This window comes from Massilia cellulosiltytica (assembly GCF_047325105.1).
Lineage (GTDB): Bacteria > Pseudomonadota > Gammaproteobacteria > Burkholderiales > Burkholderiaceae_D > Telluria > Telluria orientalis.
In genome coordinates this window covers 3,880,754-3,902,717 of the sequence record NZ_CP168562.1, presented here as the reverse complement: position 1 = coordinate 3,902,717, position 21,964 = coordinate 3,880,754, and the positions used below count along the sequence as shown (strand labels likewise).

The window sequence follows — 21,964 nt, the reverse complement described above, 5'->3', positions numbered from 1 at the left end:
GCGCTTCCGCCCGACTCATGCGAAGGGGGCTGTCAAGCCGGCTTGGCCTGCTTGCGGCGACGAGCCAGGAAGCCCAGGACGCCGAGGCCGGCCAGCATCATGCCGTAGGTTTCCGGTTCCGGCACCGGGGCAGCCAGGGACACCGCGCCGCCGAAGCTGGCGGCCTGGTCCGACACCAGGTTGCCGCTCACTTGAAGGTAGTAGTTGCCGGCAGCCAGGTTGTCGCTCGAGATCGTCCAGACGTCGATGTCGCCGGACTGCAGCGATTTGCCCGACGAGATCAGCGCGTTGCCGGTGGCGTTGTACAGGGACACGCCGGTGATGTCGAGACCGGTGTCGGCGCTGCGGCTCACCGACGAGATGATGGCGTCGAGGTTCCAGCCGGTGGTGCCTTCGACGGCGAAGGTGAAGCGGTCGGCAAAGGTATTGCCGTTGTTACCGGTTGCGAACGTGTCGCCGAAGAAGCCGGCGCCGTCGGTCAGGTCGAGGACCTGCGGGGTGTTGCCGACGGTGGCCGCCATGGCAGCGGTGGAAACGAACGACGCAGAAGCCAATACAACAGCAGCAATCAGTGATTTTTTCATTTCTTACCTCGCAAAGAAACAGCCGCGTCCTGCAGCTTGGTTTTCAAGAATCGGGGAAGTTCATCGTATCAAACCATCGATAAAAAGCACGGAAAATCACCGAAGTGTGCGCTACTTCGCGGAAAGATGCTGAACATAAATAGTTTCCGCCAGGATGCGATTTTCACCCGCTTTTCATAGAGGAGTTGGTGTGTCTGGCATCAGTCATCGGCGGCGAGCAGCCAAATTGCATAGTATTTGTAGGTTCACTCCTACGTAAAGACGCGAGAAAATCCGCCGCTGAGCTTTTTCTGTTTGCAGACAGGCATTGGGCGATCGTCAAGATCGCAGGGGATACGGCTAAAAGACCGGAGGAGGGGACGCGGCAATGAAAAAGGCCAGATCCTGCGATCTGGCCTTTCGTATAAGCTGGTGCGGCTGGCAGGAATCGAACCCACGACCCCTTGGTTCGTAGCCAAGTACTCTATCCAGCTGAGCTACAGCCGCCCGAGGCACGCATTATAGCGGCGAATCACGGTTTCGCAAAGGGCAATGATGCTGGTGGCAGTAATCCGCGAACACAGCTGACTAGTCCTGAAATAGGTTGACGGTCAAACGTAGCAAGATTCGCTAGATTCTTGCGCTCTCAAAGACGCCCGGTGTACTTCATCGGGCGTTTTGTATTTCAGGGCCAAGTGTGGCCGCTCGTTGTTGTAGATGTCCACCGATTGCTTAACCATGCGCCTTGCTTCGTTCAGGTCTTGAGGACGCCCTAGCAAGTACTCGGTCTTGAGGATACCGTTGATTCTTTCGGCCAAGGCGTTTTGGTAGCAGTCATAGCCGTCGGTCATCGAGCAGGTCAGCCCATATTTCTGGTGCAGGGCCTGATAGGTGCTGGCGCAATATTGGACGCCGCGGTCGGAATGATGAATCAACGCTTGGCGGCCATGCCGTGAGCGCAGCGCGTTCTTCAAAGCTTGCGCTACCTCCTCGGTTTGCAAGGTGGCGTGGACGTGGTATCCGACGATCTTGCGTGAGAACGCATCCGTAACGAGGCTCAGATACACGCATTGCTGCTGGGTGGGAATGTAGGTGATATCGGCAACCCAGAGCTGCTCGGATCGCTGTGCCGTCTCGATAGCTGTTCCAGGTTTGAGCAGATTGGGATGCTTGTAGAATCGATGAAAGCTGTCAGTCGTCTTGTGGTACGCCTTGGATCGGGCCACCAGCAGATGAGCGCGCTTCAACGTCGCGAACAAAGCGTCGCGCCCCAGTTTGATGCCGGCAGCTGAAAAACGACCGTGCAAGAGATGATGCAGCTTTCGCCCGCCGATACGTGGCTGGCGTCGGCGGACTTCTCGCACCATTTCCTCTACCTTCCCATCACGCTCCTGCAAGGCTACCTCAACCCGGATCTGTTGATAGTACGCCTGCCGGCTAAGGCCTATGAACCTACACGCCTTGGCGAGACTCAAGCCAACTACCTGCCTTTGCTCGATGACTCGCCGGAAGGCTTTTTTGGCAGCTTGACCCCGTACTCTTTGCGGATCACTTCCAGCATCGCCTCAAACAACTGCGCTTTCTGGTTGGCATCCTTGAGCTGCGTCTCCAGTTCCTTGATGCGCTGCTCAGGCGTTTGCGGTTTGGGTTGCTTGCTCACGGGATCGCTCCTGTGCTGGTTGGGTCCCTTGAGGCTACCCCAATCCTGCCGGCCATGCTTGCGCAGCCACTTCAGCACCGTCGAACAACCCTGAATCCCATATCGCTGCTGCGCCTGCTTGTACGTCAGCTCGCCCCTTTCCACCTCATCAACTACGGCAAGTTTAAAGGCCAGGGTGTAGTCGCGTTGCGTACGCTTTACCCTCTCGTCCATGTCGACACTCCTTGAAAGTGTCAATCTATTCCAGGACGGGTCAAGCCAAAGAAAAAGGCCAGATCTTGCGATCTGGCCTTTCGTATAAGTTGGTGCGGCTGGCAGGAATCGAACCCACGACCCCTTGGTTCGTAGCCAAGTACTCTATCCAGCTGAGCTACAGCCGCCCCGAGGCCGGCATTATAGCGGACTTTTTCCTTTTGGCAAATACGAGATCACTTCGTCGTCACGGTGACCGACGTGCTGCTGGTATTGCCCGCCGCATCGCGCGCCGTCGCGGTGATGGTGTGCTGGCCGGCAGCGGCCTTGCGCGTGTTCCAGTTATAGCCGAGCGTACCGCCCGTGCCCTGGGCCTTCGTCTGGCCGTCGATGACGAGCGTGGTCTTGATGCCGGCGGCGCCTGCGTCGTCCGTCGCGTTGATCGAGACCGCGACGTTGCCGTTGACCGCACCCGCCACCGGATTGCCGATGGCGACGGCAGGCGCCGTCGTGTCCTTGCTGACCGTCGTCACGCTGTTGGCGACGTTGACGGCGACGGCGGCGGACTGGCCGGCGTTACCCGCAGCGTCGTAGGCGACGGCGACCAGGCTGGCCATGCCGTTGGCGACGCCGCTCGAGTCCCAGCTGAAGCTGTACGGCGCGGCGGTGTCCGTGGCGACCACGGTACCGTTGACCTTCAGGTCGACGCGCGCCACGCCCACGTTGTCGCCGGCATTCACGGAGACGCCGACGAGGCCGGAGACCGAGCTGTTCGCCAGCGGCGCGGCGATCGATGCGAGCGGGGCGGTCGTGTCGACCGGCGGCTGGTAGGCCACGGTGGCGCGCAGGGCGGCGGCGGCGTCCACGCGGCCGTAGCCGAACACCGGATCGCGGCCGGCCGCGCCGAGATCGACGGCCGTCGAGTACAGCAGCGACTGGATCGTGTTGCCGCCCAGGTCGGGACGGGCCGCCATCATCAGCGCGGCGACGCCGGCCGTGACCGGGGCCGAGAACGACGTGCCGTTCCATGCCGAATAGCCGAGCGAATTGTTCGTCGTCCAGATGTTCGTGCCCGGCGCCGCGATGGTGACGAAGCTGCCCCAGCTCGAGAAGCTGGCCTTGGCGTCGTTGCTGTCGGTGGCCGACACGACGACCAGCGCCGGATCGGGCGTCACGTTCTCGTCGACGTTGTTATTGCCGGCGGAAACGAACACGAGACCGCCCTTGCTGTTCATGTAGCGGGCCGCGCTGAGGATGGCGGAGCTGCCGGCGATGCCGGTATAGCTGATGTTCGCGATCCGTGCCCCGTGGTCGGCCGCATACGTGATGCCGCTGGCGATCGTGCTGAAGTAGGCGTGGCATCCGGTGCTGTCGCTGTAGGCGATGCGCAGGGGCATGATGCTGGCCGCGCCCGCGATGCCGGCCACGCCTGCCGCGTTGTTGGACGTGGCCGCCGCCGTGCCGGCGACGGCGGTGCCGTGCCCGCAGACGTCCGTCAAGTCGGTGTTGCTTCCATAGACGTTATAGCCCGCGACGAGGCGGTCCTTGAGGTCGGGGTGGTTGACGTTCACGCCCGAGTCGAGCACGGCGATCGTCACGCCGCGGCCGAGGGAGCTGTCCCACGCGCTGGTCGCGCCGATCTTGTTCAGGTGCCACTCGCTGCCGGCATACGGGTCGGTCACGGCCAGCGCGGCCGGCACGATGCGGTCGAGTTCCGCGAATTTGAGTTCGGGGCGGTGCGCCAGCTTCGCGACGACGGCCACTTCCGACGCGTTGGCCGGCAGGTCGACGATTTGCAGGCGGCTTTGTCCGACCTTGCGGCGCTTGCCGCCGTGTTCCTTGAGGATGCGATCCAGGGCCGCGTCCGACAGGCCCGGGCGCGCCTCGACCAGGATGCGGCCGCGCGCATAGCCGGCGTCTTGCGCGGCGAGGGCGGACTGTGCGGCACCGATGGAAAGGGTGCTGGCGATCAACATCGGCAGCAGGCTGAGGGAGGTGTGTGCGGACTTCATCACGTACGATTCCTTGAGATAAAAATTAGCAGGATCGTGCGCAATGACGTTCTGTCGCGACAGGCGGGGGCCCGTATCGAAAGCTGGCATCTGGCAGTCCTGCCGTCTTGGAGCCTAAGCTCGTTAGACCGTTGACTTTGCGTCACCCGCTTTCGCGGGCTTTGCCCTTTTCAATAAGCAGCGTTCAGCTGTTTCGGGAAATCATAATCGTTTCCGGAAATAAATTTACTGCGAAATGGAAAGAAAATGTAAGCGTATCTCGATTTAATTGCGTCGGCGCAACAGTTCAATATCGAAAGTGAAATGGGTGTGATAATGAAATTAATACATTCCGGGGTAAAGAGAGGGAATCAGAAAAAGCGAAACGATTAAAAACAAGGAAAGCGACTTGCAGTCAAATCAAGGTTTTTTATGAGCCTGGAATAAAAAAAGCCCACCGGGCGGTGGGCTTTGAAATGAGCGAGGAATGCGGCCGAGAAAATCAGCCTTTGCGGCGCAATTTGGTCATGCCGAGCAAGCCGAGGCCGAGAAGTGCGAGTGTCGCGGGTTCCGGCACTTCGCCGCCGCCCGAATCTCCCGATCCGTCGCCATTCCGGTAATACACGGAGATGTGCGAGATATTGTGCACGGTCGAGGCGCCATTCAGCGGGAACGGCGGATCGGTGAACGGCGACGAATAGGTGCCGCCGTAAGGCATCTTCAGCAGATACCCGACCAGGTCGGTATTGTCGCCGTCCTTGAAGATCAGCATCACGTCCTGCGGTGCGGGGGAGCCGCCGGCATAGATGTAGGTGCCCGACACGTTGTTGCCGGTGAAGTTGAACAGTGCCGAGGTGTCGCTGCCTCCGGACGAGTCCATGTTGTCGTACTTCCCGTCGAACAGCCAGTTCGAGATGCCGAAGAAGCCACCGGAATTGATGGTGGAGAGATTGTTGTCATTCTGGTTGGCGTCGATCGGCGAGAGAATTGCGCAATTACTGGTATTACTGACTTTGCCCGAGATATCGTAGGCGGGCGATACGCCCGTACACGATACCGTGGCGGCAAATGCGCCTTGTGCAGCGAACAGTATGGAGCAGGCTACGCTGGCTTTTAGAAGATTCGTGCGGAACATGATTTCTCCCTGGTTTCAGATGGGTGGTAATGCAATGATTAATGCTGCAATGACCGTGCCAGGAAATGGAAGCCTTGTGTTTACAGCGATTTAATTTAGAAACTCTTGGTTAAAAAAGATCGATGTAAATTTATTCGACAGATATAGTTGTTTCTAATCAAGTGATCTAAAGAAAGATAGAACGAAACGATGAGATAGATCGCTGCAGTGGAACATTCATTTCCGGCGAGATCGGACAAAGGCGGCGCCGCAATGCCAAGAATATTGCGTAATGGAATTGAGCGAGGCGAGGCGGTGCGCGTCCAAGAAAACGGCAAAGACCGAAAAGACGGAAAACGTCGCAGAACGGCCCGCATCAATGAAAAATGGCTCATAAACCGCAATGCGTTTTATGAGCCATTCGTAATGAGTTGGTGCGGCTGGCAGGAATCGAACCCACGACCCCTTGGTTCGTAGCCAAGTACTCTATCCAGCTGAGCTACAGCCGCCCGAGGCCGCATTATAGCAGGCTTGCCCCGAATGACAAAATGGAATGCTTGACAACGCGGAAAGGTGATCCTAAAGTGATATCACTTTCATATAACCTCATGGGACCCTGCATGTCCGCACACACTCGTCACGAAATACCGCTCTCTTCGATGAATGGTTACCTGGCCCTGGCCGGCGGCATCCTCGCCGTCCTGGCCGGCGCCTGGCTGGTCCACCTGTCCGTTCTGGGCAGTATGGCGGGCGGGGCGGCGCTGGTGGGCATCGCGCTCGTCCTTGCCGGCGTGTTCGTATGCGCAGGGCTGTACATGCTGCAGCCGAACGAGACGGCCGTGCTGACCTTGTTCGGCCGCTACATGGGCACGGACCGCGGCGAGGGCCTGCGCTGGGCGTTCCCGCTGTATCGCAAACGCAAGCTGACCGTGCGGGCGCGCAACCTCAATATGTCGACGCTGAAGGTCAACGACAAGCGGGGCAATCCGGTGGAGCTGGCCGCCGCCGTCGTCTGGCGCGTGCGCGATACGGCGCAGGCGCTGTTCGAGGTCGACGATTTCGAGCGCTACGTCAGCGTGCAGGCCGAGGCGGCGCTGCGCCACCTGGCCGCGCAATACGCGTACGACGAGGGCGAGGACCTCGCGCCGGGCGAAACGACCCTGCGCGGCGGCGCGGCGGAAGTGGCGCACGCGCTCAGCGTGGAACTGACGGCGCGCTTCGAGGCGGCGGGCGTCGAAACGCTGGATGCGAAGCTGACGCACCTGGCCTACGCCCCCGAGATCGCCCAGGTGATGCTGCGCCGCCAGCAGGCGCAGGCGATCATCAGTGCGCGCGCCCGCATCGTGCATGGCGCCGTCACGATGGTGGAAGATGCCCTGAAAGGCCTGGCCGAGCGCGAGATCGTCGAGCTGGACGCGGAACGCAAGGCGTCGATGGTCAGCAATCTGCTGGTCGTGCTGTGCTCGGACCGCGACGCGCAGCCCATCATCAATGCAGGCACCCTGTACAACTGAGGCGGTGCGTCGATGGCAAGTCCCGGCAAGAAGTCCTATCCGCTGCGGATCGATCCCGCGTTGTGGGAGCAGTTGCAGCGGTTGGCCGCCAACGATTTGCGCAGCGTGAACGCGGAGATCGAATTCCTGCTGCGCGAGGCGCTGGCGCGGCGGGGCATCCGGGTCGGGTCCGCTCAGCCGGATGCGGAAGAGGGGGGCGCAAAATGAAAAAGGCCAGATCTTGCGATCTGGCCTTTCGTATAAGCTGGTGCGGCTGGCAGGAATCGAACCCACGACCCCTTGGTTCGTAGCCAAGTACTCTATCCAGCTGAGCTACAGCCGCCCGAGGCACGCATTATAGCAGCGGTTTCCAGTTTGGCAAAGCGCGTTACAGCTCGTGCGTGTACACGATGAAGCCCAGATGCCGCGCGACCTTGTCGTAGAGCGCGCGCCCGGCCGCATTGTCCGTGTGCGTCTGCCAGTACACGCGCGAACTGCCGGCCGCGCGCGCCTTGTCGTAGACGGCTTCGATCAATTGTCGGCCGACGCCCAGTCCACGCCTGTCGGGTGCGGTGAACAGGTCTTGCAGGTAACAGACGTCGTGCAACCGCGTCGTGCTGCGATGAAAGATGTAATGGGCGAGGCCGACGATACGGCCGGATGCCTCGGCGACCAGCGCGTGCACGGGCTCGGCCGGATCGAAGAACCGGTGCCACGTGACTTGCGTAATGGATTCGGGCAGGGCCGTCGGGCCGCTGCGTCCGTAGAAGGCGTTATAGCCGTCCCACAGCGGGCGCCAGCCGGCGAGGTCCTGGGGATCGAGGGGGCGAATGATGAGCTGGTCGGACATGATGAGATGTGGCGCAGCAAATGGAAAAGGCCAGATCTTGCGATCTGGCCTTTCGTATAAGTTGGTGCGGCTGGCAGGAATCGAACCCACGACCCCTTGGTTCGTAGCCAAGTACTCTATCCAGCTGAGCTACAGCCGCCCGATGCACGCATTATAGCAGTGGCATGACGAATGAGGAAGTCTTAATTTAATTCAACATTTTCGGGGGTTCTGGTAGATTAGCCCTGTGTCCTGGAAACCCGAACTCCTCCCATCCGTCAACCAAGCGCTGCGGCGCATCCTGTGCGGCCTGCTGCTGGCCTGCGTGTGCTCGCTGGCGCTGGCGGGCAGTCCGCGCAGCCTGCGTTTCGAGCGCATCGGGCTTGAAGAAGGACTGTCGCAGGAATCCGTCCTCGCGATCCTGCAGGATCACGACGGCTTCATGTGGTTCGGCACGCAGGCGGGCCTGAACCGCTTCGACGGCTACCGCAACCAGGTCTTCCGCAACGACCCCAACGACCCGGCCAGCCTGGCCGACAACTACGTGCAGGCCGCGTACGAGGATAGCCAGAACCGGCTGTGGTTCGGCACGCGCGGCGGACTCGCGCGCTTCGATCCCGCGAGCCGCAAGTTTATCCGGGTGCCGCTGCTGGCCGGCACCGACCGCAATGCGCGCAACAGCGCCGTCACCGCGATCATCGGCGATGGCGCCAACGGCCTGTGGGTCGGCACCAGCGACGGCGTCGTGCACGTCGATCCGGCGACGGGCGCGCTGCGCACGCTGCGCCACGATGGCCGGGATCCCGGCAGCCTGCGCGACGACCGCGTCACGGCGCTCGCCCTCGACCCGCGCGGCGGCCTGTGGGTCGGCACCGGCGTCGGTCTCGACCACCTGCCGGCGGGCGCCGCCCGCTTCGCCCATTACGACATCGACACCGGCAAGCGCAATGCGGTCGCCGCGTTGTCGATGGGCCCGCGCGACACGCTGTGGATCGGCACCGACGCCGGCCTGGAAGCGTGGCGCATCGGCCAGGGTGCGCCGCAGCGCCACCATGTCGGTGCCGACGAAGGCATGGACGACGGCCGCGTGCAGTCGCTGTACCACGACCAGGGCAACACGCTGTGGGTGGGCTCGGAACTCGACGGCCTCAAATGGCGCGACCCGACGACCGGGCGCTTCATCGGCTACACCAGCCAGCCCCTCGACCGCCACACGCTGTCCGACAACCGGGTCATGTCGATCTGGGTCGACCGCACGGGGACGCTGTGGGCGGGCACGATGTTCGGCGGCGTCAGTCGCGCGGACCTCGCCAGCGGCGGCTTTTCCCGCTTCGCGCTGTTGCCGGGGCAGGTGGCGGACCCGCGCAGCGCGCGCAAGATCCGCAGCATCGCCGTCGGCGCCGACGGCCGCCTGTGGCTGGGCACGACCGGCGGCGGCATCCTGCACCTCGATCCCGAAAGCGGCCGCGTGGACATGCTGCGCCACGATCCGCGCGACCCCGCCAGCCTGCCGGACGACACGGTCAGCAGCGTGCTGCCGGGACGGGGGCGCTTGTGGGTTGGCTCGCCCAGCGGCCTGTCGTGGCGCGATCCGGCGACCGGCCGTTTTACCCCCGTGCCGCTGGGGCGCGAGGCGGGCGCCAACTGGGTCCAGGCGCTCACGCTCGACCGCACCGGTGCGCTGTGGGTCGTCACGCGCGGCGGCCTGTTCATGCTGGAGGCGGACGGCACGCTGCACGGCTGGCGTCACGATCCGGCGAATCCGGCCAGCCTGGGCGACAACTATGGCTTCGCCGTGTTCGAGGACCGTGCCGGCACGATCTGGATCGGCACCGAGAATGGCCTCGACCGCTACGACCGCGCGACGAACACGTTCACGCACTTCCGCCACGACGCGCGCGACCCCGCGAGCCTGGGCCACAACCGCGTCTATTACCTGCAGGAGTCAGCGCGCGGCGACCTGTGGGTCGGCACCGCGGGCGGCCTGCACCGCATGCAGCGGGAGCCCGGCGGCAAGACGGCGTTCCGCAGGTTTCCCGTCGCGCCCACGCGCGAGCAAGTGCCGATCGGCGGCATCCTCGAAGACGGCAACGGCCAGATCTGGGTCAGCACGACGACGGGCCTGACCCGCGTCGATCCGGAGACGGGGCGCTACAAGAACTACACGGCCAAGGACGGCCTGACGGACGGCTCGTACTTCGTCGGCTCGGCGGCGCGCGGCGCGGACGGCGAGCTGCATTTCGGCGGCATCAACGGCATGACGTCGTTCCAGCCGGAGGACATCCACGACAACCCGTTTCCGCCCGCCGTCGTCATCACCGACTTCCTCGTGTTCAACCGGCCGCGCGCGCTGCCCGTCGCCGTCGACCGCCTGCGCGCCATCCGCCTGAGCCACCGCGATTCCGTGTTCACCCTGGAATTCGCCGCGCTGCACTACGCCGATCCGCAGGCGAACCGCTATGCCTACCGGCTGCTCGGCTTCGACCAGGACTGGACCGAGACGGACGCCCGCAAGCGCTTCGCCACCTACACGAACCTCGATCCGGGCGAGTACGTGTTCGAGGTGAAGGCCGCCAACAAGGACGGCGTGTGGAGCGAACGTCCGGCTACCCTGAACATCTCGATCCCGCCCCCGTTCTGGATGACGTGGTGGTTCCGCCTGCTCGTGGCGACCGTGCTGGCGACCATCGCCGTCGCGCTGTACCGCTTGCGCGTGCGCGCGCTGGTGCAGCAGAAGGCGCGCCTGGAACGCCAGGTCGGCGCGCGCACGGCGGAACTGGTGCTGCAGAAGGAGCAGGCGGAAAAGCGCAAGCAGGAGGCCGAGGCGCAGAAGGAAGCGGTGGAGCAGGCGCGCCGCAACATCGCCCTGCTGTCCGACATCGGGCGCGAACTGACGGCGAACCTCGACGGCGAGGCGATCATGGCCAACGTGTACGGCCAGGTGCGCCAGTTGATGGACGCGCCGCTGTTCGCGATCGGCGTGGCGCGCGTGGACGGGCCGATCGACTACCCGTACGTCGTCGCCGACGGCCGCCGCGTGCCCGAACAGGGACGCCTCCCCGCGCGCGTGCGCGGCCTCGGCGAATACTGCCTCGCGACGGGCGAGGAGATCCTGATCGGCGACCTGGCGCGCGACTACGCCCGGTTCGCGGGACTCGTGCGCGACGTGCTGGGCGCGGATCCCGCCAGCACGGACGCCGACACGCCGCCGGCGCCGCGCTCGCTGATGTTCGTGCCGATCCTCGTGGGCCAGCGCGTGCTGGGCGTGATCACAGTGCAGAGCGGCCGGCCCGGCGCGTACCAGAACGTGCAGCTCGACATGCTGAGCACCCTGGCGTCCTATGTCGGCGTCGCGCTGGACAATGCGGACGCCTACCGCCAGCTGAAGGAAACCCAGGCCCAGCTGGCCGCGCGCGAAAAACTCGCGTCGCTCGGCTCCCTCGTCGCGGGCGTCGCGCACGAATTGAACACCCCGATCGGCAACAGCCTGCTGATGGCCAGCACCCTGGAAGAAAAGACGAACGCGCTGGCCGACCGCTTCGCGCACAACGCGCTGAAGAAATCGGACCTGGAGACGTGGATCGCGGCGGCGCGCGAAGCGGCTGGCCTCATCGTGCGCAGCCTGCACGGCGCGGCCGACCTCGTGAACAGCTTCAAGCAGGTGTCGGTGGACCAGGCCAGCACGCAGCGGCGCCGCTTCGACCTGGACCAGGCCTGCCACGAGATCGCGGCGACGATGATGAACCAGGTGCGCCGTGCCGGCCACACGCTCGACCTGCAGGTCCCGGCCGGCATTGCGATGGACAGCTATCCCGGCCCGTTCGGCCAGGTCGTCATCAATTTCATCAACAACGCGCTGCTGCACGCGTTCGACGCGCCGGGCGGCCACATGCGCATCGATGCCCGGCCGCTGGACGGCGACCGCGTGCGCATCGAATTCGCCGACGACGGCCGCGGCATCGCGCCGGAGCACTTGTCGCGCATCTTCGATCCATTCTTCACGACGCGCATGGGACAGGGCGGCACGGGCCTCGGCCTCAACATCGCCTACAACCTCGTGACCACGCTGCTGCAGGGGACGATCCGGGTCGAGAGCCGGCCCGGCCACGGCACGGTGTTCATCATCGAGCTGCCGCTGCGGGCGGACGGTTAGACCACGTTGGTCGGCTTCCCGGCCACCCACGCCTCGAGATTATCGACCAGCATGTCGGCCAGCGTCTGCATCGCGCCGCCGCTGGCCCACGCCACGTGCGGCGTCAGCACGAAGTTCGGCAGACGCAGTTGCAAGAGCGGATTGTCGGGCACGGGCGGCTCCTTGCTCAGGACGTCGAACCCTGCGCCGGCGATCGTGCCCTCCGTGAGCGCCCGCGCCAGCGCCGCTTCGTCGACGAGGCCGCCGCGCGCCGTGTTGACCAGGATGGCGCTCTTCTTCATGGCCGCGAGCTCGCGTGGTCCGATCATGTGGCGGGTCTGGTCCGTCAGCGGCAGGTGCAGGCTGACGACGTCCGACGTGGCCAGCAGCTCGTCCAGCGGCAGTTGCACGACGTCCGTGTCCGCCACGGGCGAGCGCGACGTGACGGCGACCTCCATGCCGAACGCGCGCGCGATCTGGGCGACGCGGCGCCCCAGCGCGCCATAGCCGACGATGCCGAGGCGGCTGCCGGCCAGGTCGCCGATCGGGTAGTCGAGCAGGCAGAAACGCGTCGACGCCTCCCAACGCCCGTCCTCGACGTCGGCCACGTAGGCGCGCAGGTTGCGGCGCACGGCGAGGATCAGCGCGAAGCAGTGTTCGGGCACCGAGACCAGCGAGTAGTTGCGGATGTTCGCGACGACGATGCCCCGTTCGCGGCAGGCGGCGAGGTCCACATTGTCCGTGCCCGTCGCGGCCACGGCGATCATCTTCAGGTCCGGCAGTTGCGCGATCGCGTCCGCGCGCAGCGGCACCTTGTTCGTGATGGCGATCGTGGCGCCGTGCAGGCGTTCGACGACCTCGTTCGCGTTCGTGGCGGGGTAGTCGCGCCAGCGGTGCTCGAAGGAGGGTGTGCGGATGTTCGCGATCAGGCTGTCGCGATCGAGGAAGACGATGTCGTGCATGGTAGTCCCGGCTGATAACGGACTGCCATTGTAGATCGCGGACGAAAAAAAGACAGGGCGAACCCTGTCTTCGGAGGATGGAGGGGCTTGAGCCGGTTATGCGCTGCCGGAGGGGCTTACTTGGCAGCGGCGGCTTTCTGGTCTGCGTGTGCCTCGGCCTTGTCGGCTGCGGCTTCCGCCTTGGCTTTGGCGGCTTTCTTGTGTGCTTTGGCTTTCGTCTTCGCGGCGTCGGCCTTGGCGACGGCGACGTCCGCATTGGCTTCCGCGGCTTTCTTCTCCAGCTTCGCGTCGGCCTTCACGTCGGCCTTTTCTTCCTTGGCTTCCGCCTTCGCGGCCTTCTTGTCGGCTTTCATTTCTGCATGGGTCGTGGCCGGGGTGGCGGTCGTCTGGGCGTACACCGAGGTGGCGAACAGGCCTGCGATCAGGGTAGCGACGATTTTGTTCATGGCGGTGTTTCCTTCAGGTGTCGTTAAGGGGTGCTACTGGGCCAGAAACGCGGCCGTGCGGCGGGTGGTTGACGATGCTTTACATCCCGTTACAAGTGTACGTACGGAAATCCTTTTGTCGGAACGATGTTTGACAGTGGAAATCATTCGAACGATACTTTGGCGGCACTATCCGTGCCCATCCAATAATTCGACGCCCAAGAGACCGCTCGTGAGACCACAAACTTCCCTCCGTACCACCCTGACTGCCATCGCGCTCGCCACCGCGGCGCTGGCCGCCCAGGCCGCAGACGCCGTCCACATCGATCCGAAAATCCTGTCGCAGGACGTGAAAGTCCTGTCGTCCGACGAGTTCGAAGGCCGCGGCCCGAACACGGCCGGCGAGACGAAGACCGTCAACTACATCATCGACCAGTTCAAGCAGGCCGGCCTGCAGCCGGGCGGCGATCTCGTCGACGGCAAGCGCGGCTGGACGCAGGACGTCCCGCTGGGCCGCTTCGAGATCAGCGGCCCGGTCGACGTGTCCGTGACCGCCGGCGGCACCACGAAGACCTTCACGCAGGGTAATGAAGTCGCCGTGCGCGCCGCGATGACGGGCGCGAAGAGCGTCGACTTCAAGAATGCGCCGCTCGTGTTCGTCGGCTATGGCGTGACGGCACCGGAACGCAAGTGGGACGACTTCAAGGGCCAGGACCTGAAGGGCAAGCTGGCCGTCGTGCTGATCAACGACCCGGACTTCGAGACGGGCAAGGGCGACTTCGGCGGCAAGGCCATGACCTACTACGGCCGCTGGACCTATAAATTCGAGGAACTGGCCCGCCGCGGCGCGCTCGGCACGCTGATCGTGCACGAGACCGCGCCGGCATCGTACGGCTGGGCCACGGTGAAGAATTCGAACACGAACGTCCAGTACGACATCGTGCGCAAGAACCCGCTGGAAGCGCACGCGCCGGTGGAAGCGTGGATCCAGCGCGACGTCGCCGTCGACCTGTTCAAGCATGCCGGCCTGGACTTCGACAAGCTCAAGAAGCAGGCGCAGGCCCGCACCTTCAAGCCGGTCGAGCTGAAGGGCGTGACGATGTCCGCGCACTACGCCGTCGACGCCAAGGTCATCACGTCGAAGAACGTGCTGGCCGTGCGTCCGGGCAGCGAGCACCCGGACCAGGTCGTGATCTATAGCGGCCACTGGGACCACCTGGGCGTCGGCCTGCCGGACGCGAAGGGCGACAAGATCTACAACGGCGCCGTCGACAACGCCACCGGGATCGCCGCGCTGCTGGAACTGGGCCGCGCCTATGCCAAGGCCCCGGCACCGAAACGCAGCGTCGTCTTCCTGGCCGTGACGGCGGAAGAGAAGGGCCTGCTGGGCTCGGAATACTACGCGAACAACCCGGTCTACCCGCTGGGCAAGACGGTCGGCGTGATCAATATGGACGCGCTGAGCCCGTATGGTCCGTCGCGCGACTTCACGATCTCCGGCAGCGCCAAGCTCGACCTGCTCGACCGGCTGGTCGCGAAGGCCAGGCAGAACGGCATCCGCTACTCGGCCGATCCGAAACCGGAAGCGGGCCACTTCTTCCGTTCCGACCACTTCCCGTTCGCCAAGCACGGCGTCCCGGCGATCTCGTTCGGTTCGGGCGAGGACTGGGAGCAGGGCGGCGTCGCAGCGGGCAAGGCCGCCGAGGACAAATACGTGTCCGTCGCGTACCACCAGCCGGCCGACGAATGGAGCGCCTCGTGGCCGTTCACCGGCATGGCGCGCGACCTCGGCGTGCTGTACTCGGTGGGCCGCGACCTGGCCGATTCGGGCGCCTGGCCGAACTGGTCGAAGGACTCCGAGTTCCGCGCGGCGCGCGACGCGAGCGCATCGGAGCGCAAATAACGTGGGTTAACTGGCGAACAGTCGCGTCTGCAGCTACTGCCTACACTAAGGCACACACTGCAGAGGTGATGCCATGCCCGACCCGTTAAAGCTGTACAAGGCCAAGCGCGATTTCAAGATCACTGCCGAGCCCGCAGAGGGTGGGGAGGCCAGCAAAGGTCTCCTCACCTTCGTGATCCAGAAGCACTGGGCCTCGCGCCTGCATTACGATTTCCGTCTGGAACTGGACGGCGTCATGAAGAGCTGGGCCGTACCGAAAGGCCCCAGCTACGACACCCACGACCGCCGCATGGCCGTGCACGTGGAAGACCACCCCATCTCGTATTCCGATTTCGAAGGCACGATCCCGCCGCACCAGTACGGCGCGGGCAAGGTCATCATCTGGGATAAAGGGACGTGGGAACCCGTCGGCGACCCGCGCCAGGGTTATGAAAAGGGCGAGATCAAGTTCGAGATGCACGGCCACAAGATGCACGGCCGCTGGGTCCTCGTGCGCCTGCGCGGCCACGAGGACGACAAGCAGGAACCGTGGCTGCTCATCAAGGAAAACGACGAGTACGCGAAACCGGCCGCCGAGTTTTCCGTCGTCGACGAGTTCCCCGACAGCGTGAAGGACCTGCCGATGCCGGAGCATGGCGCCGAGGCGAAGGTGGAGGAACTGAAGGCAGACAAGCCGGCGCCGAAAAAGGCGGCGCAGGCAAAGCGCGGCGCCATGCCCGCCGGCGCCGTCAAGGCCGAGCTGCCCGAGACGCTGACGCCCGAACTGGCGACCCTCGTCGACGGCCCGCCCGCCGATCCGGAGAACTACATCTACGAGATCAAGTTCGACGGCTACCGCATGGTCACGCGCGTGCAGGGCAAGGACGTCCGCCTCGTCACCCGCAACGGTAACGACTGGACCGACAAGCTGAAACCGCTGCAGCAGGAGATTCGCCGGATGAAACTGCCGGACGGCTGGTACGACGGCGAGATCGTCGTCCACGACGAGAACGGCAAGCCGAATTTCAACCTGCTGCAGCTGGCCTTCGACGGCTCCAACAGCGCGCAGATCGTCTACTTCCTGTTCGACGCCCCGTACCTCAAGGGCTACGACCTGCGCGACGTGCGGCTCGACGAGCGCCGTCCGTTGCTGCAGGAGGCGCTGGCGGCGCGGCCGTCGGACACGGTGCGCTTCTCCGCAGAATTCGGCACGGACCCCGCGCAGCTCGTCGTGGCCGCGTGCCAGATCGGGCTGGAGGGTGTGATCGGCAAGCGCAAGGACTCGCGCTACGTCACGCGCCGCTCGCCCGAGTGGATCAAGCTGAAATGCGGCCAGCGCCAGGAATTCGTCATCGGCGGCTACACCGATCCGCATGGCGCCCGCACGGGCATCGGCTCGCTGCTGCTCGGTTACTACGACAAGGATGGCGTGCTGCGTTACGCGGGCAACTGCGGCAGCGGGTTCAACGGCGCATCGCTGCGCCACATGCGCGAGGTGCTGGAAGCGATCGAGACGGACGAGAATCCATTCCCGCCGCGCGCCGTGCCGGGACGGACGAACCACTGGGTGAAGCCGGAGCTGGTCGCGGAAGTCAGCTTCTCGGAGTGGACGGCCACCGACTCCATCCGCCACCCCGTATTCCAGGGCCTGCGCAAGGACAAGCCGGCGAGGAGCGTCGTGCGCGAACTGCCCAGGCACATGCAGGAGGTCCCCGTGGAGAATGCGAAACCCACCCGCAAGCGGACGACGAAGAAGGCCGAGCCACAGAGCGGCCTGCCGGGCAATCTTCCCGCCACGTTCAAGGTGACGCACGGCGACCGCGTGATGGATGCGGAGAGCGGCGTCACGAAGGTCGAGATGGTGCGCTATTACGCGCTCGTCGGCGAGCTGATGATGGAACACCTGAAGGGCCGCCCCGTCTCGCTGGTGCGCGCGCCCGATGGCGTGGGCAAGGAGCTGTTCTTCCAGAAGCACGTCGTCGACACCGCGAAGATGCCCGGCGTCGCGCAGATGGACCAGGCGCTGGACCCGGACCACCCGCGCATGACGGAGATCGCGACGATCGAAGGCCTGCTGTCCAGCGCGCAGTGGAATGTCGTCGAGATCCACAGCCAGAACGCGACGGCGAAACACTACGACACGCCGGACCGTATGGTGTTCGACCTCGACCCGGGCGAGGGCGTCGACTTTTCCAAGGTGCGGGAAGCGGCCCAGCTGATGCGCGCCTTCTTGCAGGAGCTGGGCCTGAACCCGTTCCTCAAGACGAGCGGCGGCAAGGGCTTGCACGTGGTCGTGCCGCTGAAGCCCAGGCTGGACTGGGACACGGTGAAGGATTTCTCGCGCGCGATCGTGACCCACCTGGCGAAGACGATCCCGGACCGCTTCTCCGCCAAGAGCGGCGCGAAGAATCGCGTCGGCCGCATCTTCATCGACTACCTGCGCAACGGCCGCGGGGCGACGACGGTGGCCGCGTGGTCGGCGCGCGCGCGGCCCGGCCTGGGCATCTCCGTGCCGGTGCGCTGGGAAGAACTGCCGAAGCTGAAGTCGGGCAGCCACTGGACCGTCAAGAACGTGCATACCCGGCTGGACGAGGGCAATGCGCCGTGGGCGGGCTACGACAAGAGCGCGGTCACGCTCACCAAGGCCATGAAGGCGCTGGGGTTCAAGGCGGAAAAGAAAGAGTAGGGAGACGCCGTCGTCCCCGCGCAGGCGGGGATCCATGCCGAGTCTACATAAGTGGCTCAGTATGGGTTCCCGCTTTCGCGGGAACGACGTGTCGGGGTATCGTCCACCGGATCCCCCTGCTCGTTGCGGAAGATCGCGCGCACGTTCATCGCGGCGAGGCCGGCCTGCAGCGCGATCAGCGCCCACGCCTCGTCGTGCACGCCCCACACGATCCACAGCACGTTACTGAGAATGAAGGTCCAGAACCCGATCACGCGCTTCCTGGCGTGACGGGCGCCGACGAGAAAGGCGGCCACCAGCGTGACCGCCATCGCGGGCCATTGCAGCAGGTCCAGCAGCGTATCGACATCCACTCAGGCGGCCTTCCTGCGCCGCGCGGGCGCCGCTTTGGCTGCAGGTATCGCCGCGGCCCTGGCGGCGGTTTTCTTTGCCGCCGTCTTCGTCGCCGTTTTCGTCGCGGCCGACTTGGCCGCCGTCGTACGTTTTGCGCTCGCGTGCGTGGCCGCATGCGAAGGCGCCTTGCGCGCGCGTGGCGGCGGCCGATTGCCCGTGTCCTTGTCGGTATCCCCGTCGTCCTTCGCCGGTTTTCTCGACTTGCGCGACGGCGGCGGCTCGTCGTCGTCGTCATCGTCCGCCGCGGCGGCCTTGGCCGGCTTCTTGCCCAGGCTGGCCTGCAGCAGCGAGACGAGGTCGATGACGTTTGACTTGGCGGGTTTCTCTTCTTCCGGCTCCGGTTCGGTGAGCGTCTTGGTCTGGTTGGCGGCGATCTTCTTCTTGATCAGCGCCATCACGTCCTCGCGGTACGTGTCGTGATACTGCTGCGGCTTCCATTTCTCGCTCATGCCTTCGACGAGCGCCCTGGCCATCTGCAATTCCTTCTCCGTGACCTGCGCCGCCTTCGCGTCCGCCGCCGGGATTTTCAGCTCGTCGGTGGGACGGATCTCGTCCGGGTAGCGCAAGGTGTTCAGCACGATGGTGTCGCCCACGCAGACGAGGGCGGCAAGGTGCTGCTTGACGCGGATGACGACGTTGGCGATGCCGATCTTGCCGACGTCGCGCAGGGTCTCGCGCAGCAGCGCATAGACCTTGTCGCCGCCCTTGCCGGGCGCGAGGTAGTAGGGCTGTTCGTAGTAGATCAGCGGGACCTGCTCGGCGTTCACGAACGCGATGATGTCGATCGTCTGCGTCGCTTCCGGGTTGGCGCGGCGCAGGTCCTCGTCGGACAGCACGACGTATTCGCCGTCACTGTACTCGTAGCCCTTGACGATGTCGTCCCAGGAGACTTCCTTGCCGGTGGCCTTGTTGTAGCGCTTGAAGCCGATCGGCGCGAAGTCGCGCCGGTCGAGCATCGACAGGTCGAGCCCCTGGTCGCTCGCCGCCGGATACATCTCGACCGGGATGTGCACCAGTCCGAAGCTGATCGCACCCTTCCACATGCTGCGTGCCATTTTGAGCTCCCTGGATGAGAATTATTCGCCCACCGACCCCGTGATCGGCAGCACGACGCCCGTCACATAGCCCGAGCAGACGTTGGACGCCAGATAAACGTACGCCGGCGACAGTTCTTCCGGCTGCGCGGGACGGCCGAACGTCGTGCTCTGGCCGAACTTGGTGATGTCTTCCGGCGACTGGTCGGCCGGGTTCAGCGGCGTCCACACGGGGCCGGGCGCGACGGCGTTCACGCGGATGCCCTGGTCCAGCAGGTTGGCGGCGAGGGACATCGTGAAGGCGTGGATGGCGCCCTTGGTCGTCGAATAGTCGAGCAGCTTCTTCGACCCCTTCAGGCCCGTCACGGAGCCCGTGTTGATGATCGAGGCACCGCGCTTCATATAGGGCAGGCAGGCCTTCGCCATGTGGAAGTAGCCGTAGATATTCGTGCGCATCGTCTCGTCGAAACGGTCTTCCGTCAGGTCGAGCAGCGACTCGGCGTGTTCCTGGAACGCGGCGTTGTTCACCAGGACGTCGAGGCGGCCCCACCTGGCGACAATCTGGTCGACGGCCTGCTGGCAGAATTCCATATCCTTGACGTCGCCGGCGACCGTCACGCATTTCGTGCCCTCGGCCTCGATCAGGCGCTGCGTCTCGGCCGCGTCTTCGTGTTCGTTCAGGTACAGGATCGCGACGTCGGCGCCTTCGCGCGCGAACAGGATCGCGACGGCGCGGCCGATGCCGGAATCGCCGCCGGTCACGATGGCGACCTGGCCGGCCAGCTTGCCGCTGCCCTTGTAGTGCTCGGCCATGAACTTCGGCTTCAGTTCCATCTGGGCTTCGATGCCCGGCTTGGCCAGGTGCTGGGCGGGGAAGTCGCCGCTGGGCTGCTGGATCCCCGTCTGGGCCGCGCCACCCGAGCCCTGGTCACCCTTCTGCATGCTGGCGTCGTGCTGGTCCTGGCGGTTCTGGATGGCTTTCTGCTTGTTCGCTGCGTCGTCCTGTGTTGCCATGGTGCTCTCCTTGTGCATGATTCCGCCAGTATTCCCGCCCCGAGGACGCGCTGACGGTGCGCTTCCACACATTGCGCGCATTTGCTGGCTGTTACAGGTGCTTTGTGGCAAACTTGTTAGCGTAACAAAGTATTCCAGAGGTGATTCATGCTAGAGCAGACCGCGATATACCTGAGTCCGATGGCGCAACGGCGCGCCGAATTCGGGGACGCCTGCGCCTCCCTGTTCGCACGCCTGTACCTGGCCGACAGCGCCGACGTCGCCGCGAGCCTGATGGCGCGGGAGCAGCCGGACCTGCTCGTGATCGACCTCGACCGATTCGAGCCCAGCATCGACGCGGAAGCCCTCAGCGACCTCGTCGCCCGCCGCGCCGGCGCACCCGTGCTGTTGCTGTGTCCGTTCGCCGGTGCCGCCTGGCTGCCCGCGCTGATGGCGCACGGCCCCGTGCACTATGCCGTCACGCCGCTCGACGCGGCCGCGCTGCGCGCCGCGGTGGGCACGCGCCGCGCGCAGCCGGAAGCGCCGGCGAGCGACGCCGCCGGCCTGCGCACCCTGCTGGACCTGCGCGCCCGCGTGCAGGCCGCGCTGGACGAGGCGGAAGATGCACATACTTTGTCCGAAGCCTTGTGCGCCGCGCTGTGCGCGTGGCCGGGCGTGCTGCATGCGGGCGTCTTCCTGCTCAAGGACGGCAACGATTTGCAACTGGAAGCCCAGCAGGGACCGGAAGGATTGCTGCTCGGCGCGCTGCTGCAGCGCACGGACCGCCTCCTGCAGGCACCGCTGCGCCACGCATTCCCCGGCCTGCTGGCCGCGGCGGGCGGCACGGCGGCGTTGATCGAGGTCCCGGAACAATCGGGCGAGCCGGCATTGGCGGAAGGCCTGCGCGCGCACGGCGTCGCGATGGCGCTGGGCCTGCCCATTCCCGCCGACGGTCCCGGCACGCCGCGCGGCGCGCTGTCGCTGCTGTTCGGCGCCGCACGTGCACTCACGCCGGACGAGTGGGCGACCTTGCAGGACGTGACGCGCCTGGCCGCGTTCGGCCTGCGCCTCGTCGCCATCGGCCAGGAAAACGAACACCTGACGGCGCGCCTCACGTACATCTCGACGACGGATGCGCTGACCGGCGTCGCGAACCGCCGCCACGGCGAGGAATTGCTGGAAAAAGAGATCAAGCGCGCCCGCCGCTACCGCGTGCCGCTCGCGCTGCTGTCGTTCGACATCGACCGTTTCAAGGCGGTCAACGACACCTACGGCTATCCCGTCGGCGACGTGGCGCTGCGCACCGTCGCCGACACGACGCGCGCCGTGCTGCGCGCCAGCGACATCCTCGTGCGCTCGGGCGGCGAGGAATTCCACATCATCGCGCCGCACACGAGCGCCATCGACGGTTTGAAAATGGCGGAAAAGGTGCGGGTGGCGATCGAGCAGGCGGAGATTCCCGGCTGCGACCACGTGACGGTGAGCCTCGGCGTGGCCCAGCTGGGCGAGCAGGAGAGCGGCGATTCGCTGACGCAGCGCACCGACGCCGCCCTCGCGCGCGCCAAGCGGGCGGGCCGCAACTGCGTCGAACTGGCGATGCAGTGAGCAGCATGGT

Annotated in this window: 16 protein-coding genes, 5 tRNA genes and 1 riboswitch; of the genes, 6 read left to right on the top strand and 15 right to left on the bottom strand. The window is 65.0% G+C overall.

Annotated features, from left to right (window positions below; all coding sequences use genetic code 11):
- Positions 1-32: 32 nt before the first annotated feature.
- The 7 genes from ACEN9H_RS17040 to ACEN9H_RS17010 all read right to left on the bottom strand — a co-directional run bounded on the left by ACEN9H_RS17040 (position 33) and on the right by ACEN9H_RS17010 (position 6,029).
- A complete protein-coding gene (locus tag ACEN9H_RS17040) occupies positions 33-584 on the bottom strand; it encodes an FxDxF family PEP-CTERM protein (protein WP_202114470.1) in 552 nt (183 codons plus the stop codon).
- 409 nt (positions 585-993) lie between these two features.
- A tRNA-Arg gene (locus tag ACEN9H_RS17035) sits at positions 994-1,070 on the bottom strand.
- A gap of 104 nt (positions 1,071-1,174) precedes the next feature.
- Positions 1,175-2,436 (bottom strand): IS3 family transposase gene (locus ACEN9H_RS17030; protein ID WP_413671356.1). Its coding sequence is split into 2 segments (ribosomal slippage): positions 1,175-2,089 and positions 2,092-2,436, totalling 1,260 coding nucleotides; the frame shifts between segments, so codons are not numbered across the junction.
- A gap of 90 nt (positions 2,437-2,526) precedes the next feature.
- Positions 2,527-2,603: transfer RNA gene (locus ACEN9H_RS17025), tRNA-Arg, on the bottom strand.
- Positions 2,604-2,651: 48 nt separating this feature from the next.
- The gene (locus ACEN9H_RS17020; protein ID WP_413671355.1) at positions 2,652-4,427 is read right to left on the bottom strand and encodes a S8 family serine peptidase; all 1,776 of its coding nucleotides are present in this window, start codon (positions 4,425-4,427) and stop codon (positions 2,652-2,654) included.
- 89 nt (positions 4,428-4,516) lie between these two features.
- A riboswitch (cyclic di-GMP riboswitch) is annotated at positions 4,517-4,603 on the bottom strand.
- A gap of 305 nt (positions 4,604-4,908) precedes the next feature.
- Entirely contained in the window at positions 4,909-5,541 is a 633-nt protein-coding gene (locus tag ACEN9H_RS17015) for a PEP-CTERM sorting domain-containing protein (protein WP_413671354.1), read from the bottom strand.
- Between the two features lie 411 nt (positions 5,542-5,952).
- Positions 5,953-6,029, bottom strand: a tRNA-Arg gene (locus tag ACEN9H_RS17010).
- A 150-nt stretch (positions 6,030-6,179) separates the two neighbouring features.
- On the opposite strand from ACEN9H_RS17010, the gene ACEN9H_RS17005 reads away from it, so the two are divergent.
- Positions 6,180-7,034 (top strand): SPFH domain-containing protein, encoded by an 855-nt coding sequence (locus ACEN9H_RS17005; protein WP_229502066.1) that lies wholly within the window; start codon positions 6,180-6,182, stop codon positions 7,032-7,034.
- Between the two features lie 12 nt (positions 7,035-7,046).
- On the top strand, positions 7,047-7,241 hold the full coding sequence (locus tag ACEN9H_RS17000; protein WP_056131399.1) for a hypothetical protein: 195 nt from the start codon (positions 7,047-7,049) through the stop codon (positions 7,239-7,241).
- A 38-nt stretch (positions 7,242-7,279) separates the two neighbouring features.
- Here the strand turns inward: ACEN9H_RS17000 and ACEN9H_RS16995 are convergent.
- The 3 genes from ACEN9H_RS16995 to ACEN9H_RS16985 all read right to left on the bottom strand — a co-directional run bounded on the left by ACEN9H_RS16995 (position 7,280) and on the right by ACEN9H_RS16985 (position 8,002).
- A tRNA-Arg gene (locus ACEN9H_RS16995) sits at positions 7,280-7,356 on the bottom strand.
- A gap of 45 nt (positions 7,357-7,401) precedes the next feature.
- Positions 7,402-7,863, bottom strand: coding sequence for a GNAT family N-acetyltransferase (locus tag ACEN9H_RS16990; protein WP_371763470.1), 462 nt, complete (start codon positions 7,861-7,863; stop codon positions 7,402-7,404).
- Positions 7,864-7,925: 62 nt separating this feature from the next.
- Positions 7,926-8,002, bottom strand: a tRNA-Arg gene (locus tag ACEN9H_RS16985).
- Between the two features lie 87 nt (positions 8,003-8,089).
- On the opposite strand from ACEN9H_RS16985, the gene ACEN9H_RS16980 reads away from it, so the two are divergent.
- The gene (locus ACEN9H_RS16980) at positions 8,090-11,995 is read left to right on the top strand and encodes a two-component regulator propeller domain-containing protein (protein WP_413671353.1); all 3,906 of its coding nucleotides are present in this window, start codon (positions 8,090-8,092) and stop codon (positions 11,993-11,995) included.
- On the opposite strand, the gene ACEN9H_RS16975 is transcribed toward ACEN9H_RS16980, so the two are convergent.
- Positions 11,992-12,936, bottom strand: coding sequence for a D-2-hydroxyacid dehydrogenase (locus ACEN9H_RS16975; RefSeq protein ID WP_413671352.1), 945 nt, complete (start codon positions 12,934-12,936; stop codon positions 11,992-11,994). The two genes, ACEN9H_RS16980 and ACEN9H_RS16975, sit on opposite strands and share 4 nt — an antisense overlap.
- Positions 12,937-13,052: 116 nt before the next feature.
- Positions 13,053-13,382, bottom strand: coding sequence for a hypothetical protein (locus ACEN9H_RS16970; RefSeq protein ID WP_056131410.1), 330 nt, complete (start codon positions 13,380-13,382; stop codon positions 13,053-13,055).
- A gap of 211 nt (positions 13,383-13,593) precedes the next feature.
- Here ACEN9H_RS16970 and ACEN9H_RS16965 point away from each other — a divergent pair, with 211 nt between their 5' ends.
- Positions 13,594-15,264 (top strand): M28 family metallopeptidase, encoded by a 1,671-nt coding sequence (locus ACEN9H_RS16965; RefSeq protein ID WP_413671351.1) that lies wholly within the window; start codon positions 13,594-13,596, stop codon positions 15,262-15,264.
- A gap of 73 nt (positions 15,265-15,337) precedes the next feature.
- Positions 15,338-17,929 carry a DNA ligase D gene (gene ligD / locus ACEN9H_RS16960; protein WP_413671350.1) on the top strand — a complete coding sequence of 864 codons (2,592 nt, stop codon included), beginning with the start codon at positions 15,338-15,340 and terminating at the stop codon, positions 17,927-17,929.
- A gap of 56 nt (positions 17,930-17,985) precedes the next feature.
- Here ligD and ACEN9H_RS16955 read toward each other — a convergent pair whose 3' ends face one another.
- Genes ACEN9H_RS16955 through ACEN9H_RS16945 form a run of 3 tightly spaced genes read right to left on the bottom strand, consistent with a single transcriptional unit; the run spans position 17,986 to position 20,370 of the window.
- Positions 17,986-18,282 (bottom strand): hypothetical protein, encoded by a 297-nt coding sequence (locus ACEN9H_RS16955; protein WP_307168578.1) that lies wholly within the window; start codon positions 18,280-18,282, stop codon positions 17,986-17,988.
- Positions 18,283-19,377 carry a Ku protein gene (locus ACEN9H_RS16950; protein WP_413671349.1) on the bottom strand — a complete coding sequence of 365 codons (1,095 nt, stop codon included), beginning with the start codon at positions 19,375-19,377 and terminating at the stop codon, positions 18,283-18,285.
- A gap of 21 nt (positions 19,378-19,398) precedes the next feature.
- Positions 19,399-20,370 (bottom strand): SDR family oxidoreductase, encoded by a 972-nt coding sequence (locus tag ACEN9H_RS16945; RefSeq protein WP_413671348.1) that lies wholly within the window; start codon positions 20,368-20,370, stop codon positions 19,399-19,401.
- 147 nt (positions 20,371-20,517) lie between these two features.
- On the opposite strand from ACEN9H_RS16945, the gene ACEN9H_RS16940 reads away from it, so the two are divergent.
- Positions 20,518-21,954 (top strand): diguanylate cyclase, encoded by a 1,437-nt coding sequence (locus ACEN9H_RS16940; RefSeq protein WP_413671347.1) that lies wholly within the window; start codon positions 20,518-20,520, stop codon positions 21,952-21,954.
- The last annotated feature ends 10 nt before the right edge of the window (positions 21,955-21,964 follow it).

Bases quoted from the DNA above. Each gene is read 5' to 3' on its own strand.
- ligD (WP_413671350.1), top strand. From the start codon at position 15,338: ATGCCCGACCCGTTAAAGCTGTACAAGGCCAAGCGCGATTTCAAGATC.
- ACEN9H_RS16945 (WP_413671348.1), bottom strand. From the start codon at position 20,370: ATGGCAACACAGGACGACGCAGCGAACAAGCAGAAAGCCATCCAGAAC.
- ACEN9H_RS17015 (WP_413671354.1), bottom strand. From the start codon at position 5,541: ATGTTCCGCACGAATCTTCTAAAAGCCAGCGTAGCCTGCTCCATACTG.
- ACEN9H_RS16950 (WP_413671349.1), bottom strand. From the start codon at position 19,377: ATGGCACGCAGCATGTGGAAGGGTGCGATCAGCTTCGGACTGGTGCAC.
- ACEN9H_RS16990 (WP_371763470.1), bottom strand. From the start codon at position 7,863: ATGTCCGACCAGCTCATCATTCGCCCCCTCGATCCCCAGGACCTCGCC.
- ACEN9H_RS17005 (WP_229502066.1), top strand. From the start codon at position 6,180: ATGAATGGTTACCTGGCCCTGGCCGGCGGCATCCTCGCCGTCCTGGCC.
- ACEN9H_RS16975 (WP_413671352.1), bottom strand. From the start codon at position 12,936: ATGCACGACATCGTCTTCCTCGATCGCGACAGCCTGATCGCGAACATC.
- ACEN9H_RS17000 (WP_056131399.1), top strand. From the start codon at position 7,047: ATGGCAAGTCCCGGCAAGAAGTCCTATCCGCTGCGGATCGATCCCGCG.
- ACEN9H_RS17040 (WP_202114470.1), bottom strand. From the start codon at position 584: ATGAAAAAATCACTGATTGCTGCTGTTGTATTGGCTTCTGCGTCGTTC.
- ACEN9H_RS16940 (WP_413671347.1), top strand. From the start codon at position 20,518: ATGCTAGAGCAGACCGCGATATACCTGAGTCCGATGGCGCAACGGCGC.
- ACEN9H_RS17020 (WP_413671355.1), bottom strand. From the start codon at position 4,427: ATGAAGTCCGCACACACCTCCCTCAGCCTGCTGCCGATGTTGATCGCC.
- ACEN9H_RS16970 (WP_056131410.1), bottom strand. From the start codon at position 13,382: ATGAACAAAATCGTCGCTACCCTGATCGCAGGCCTGTTCGCCACCTCG.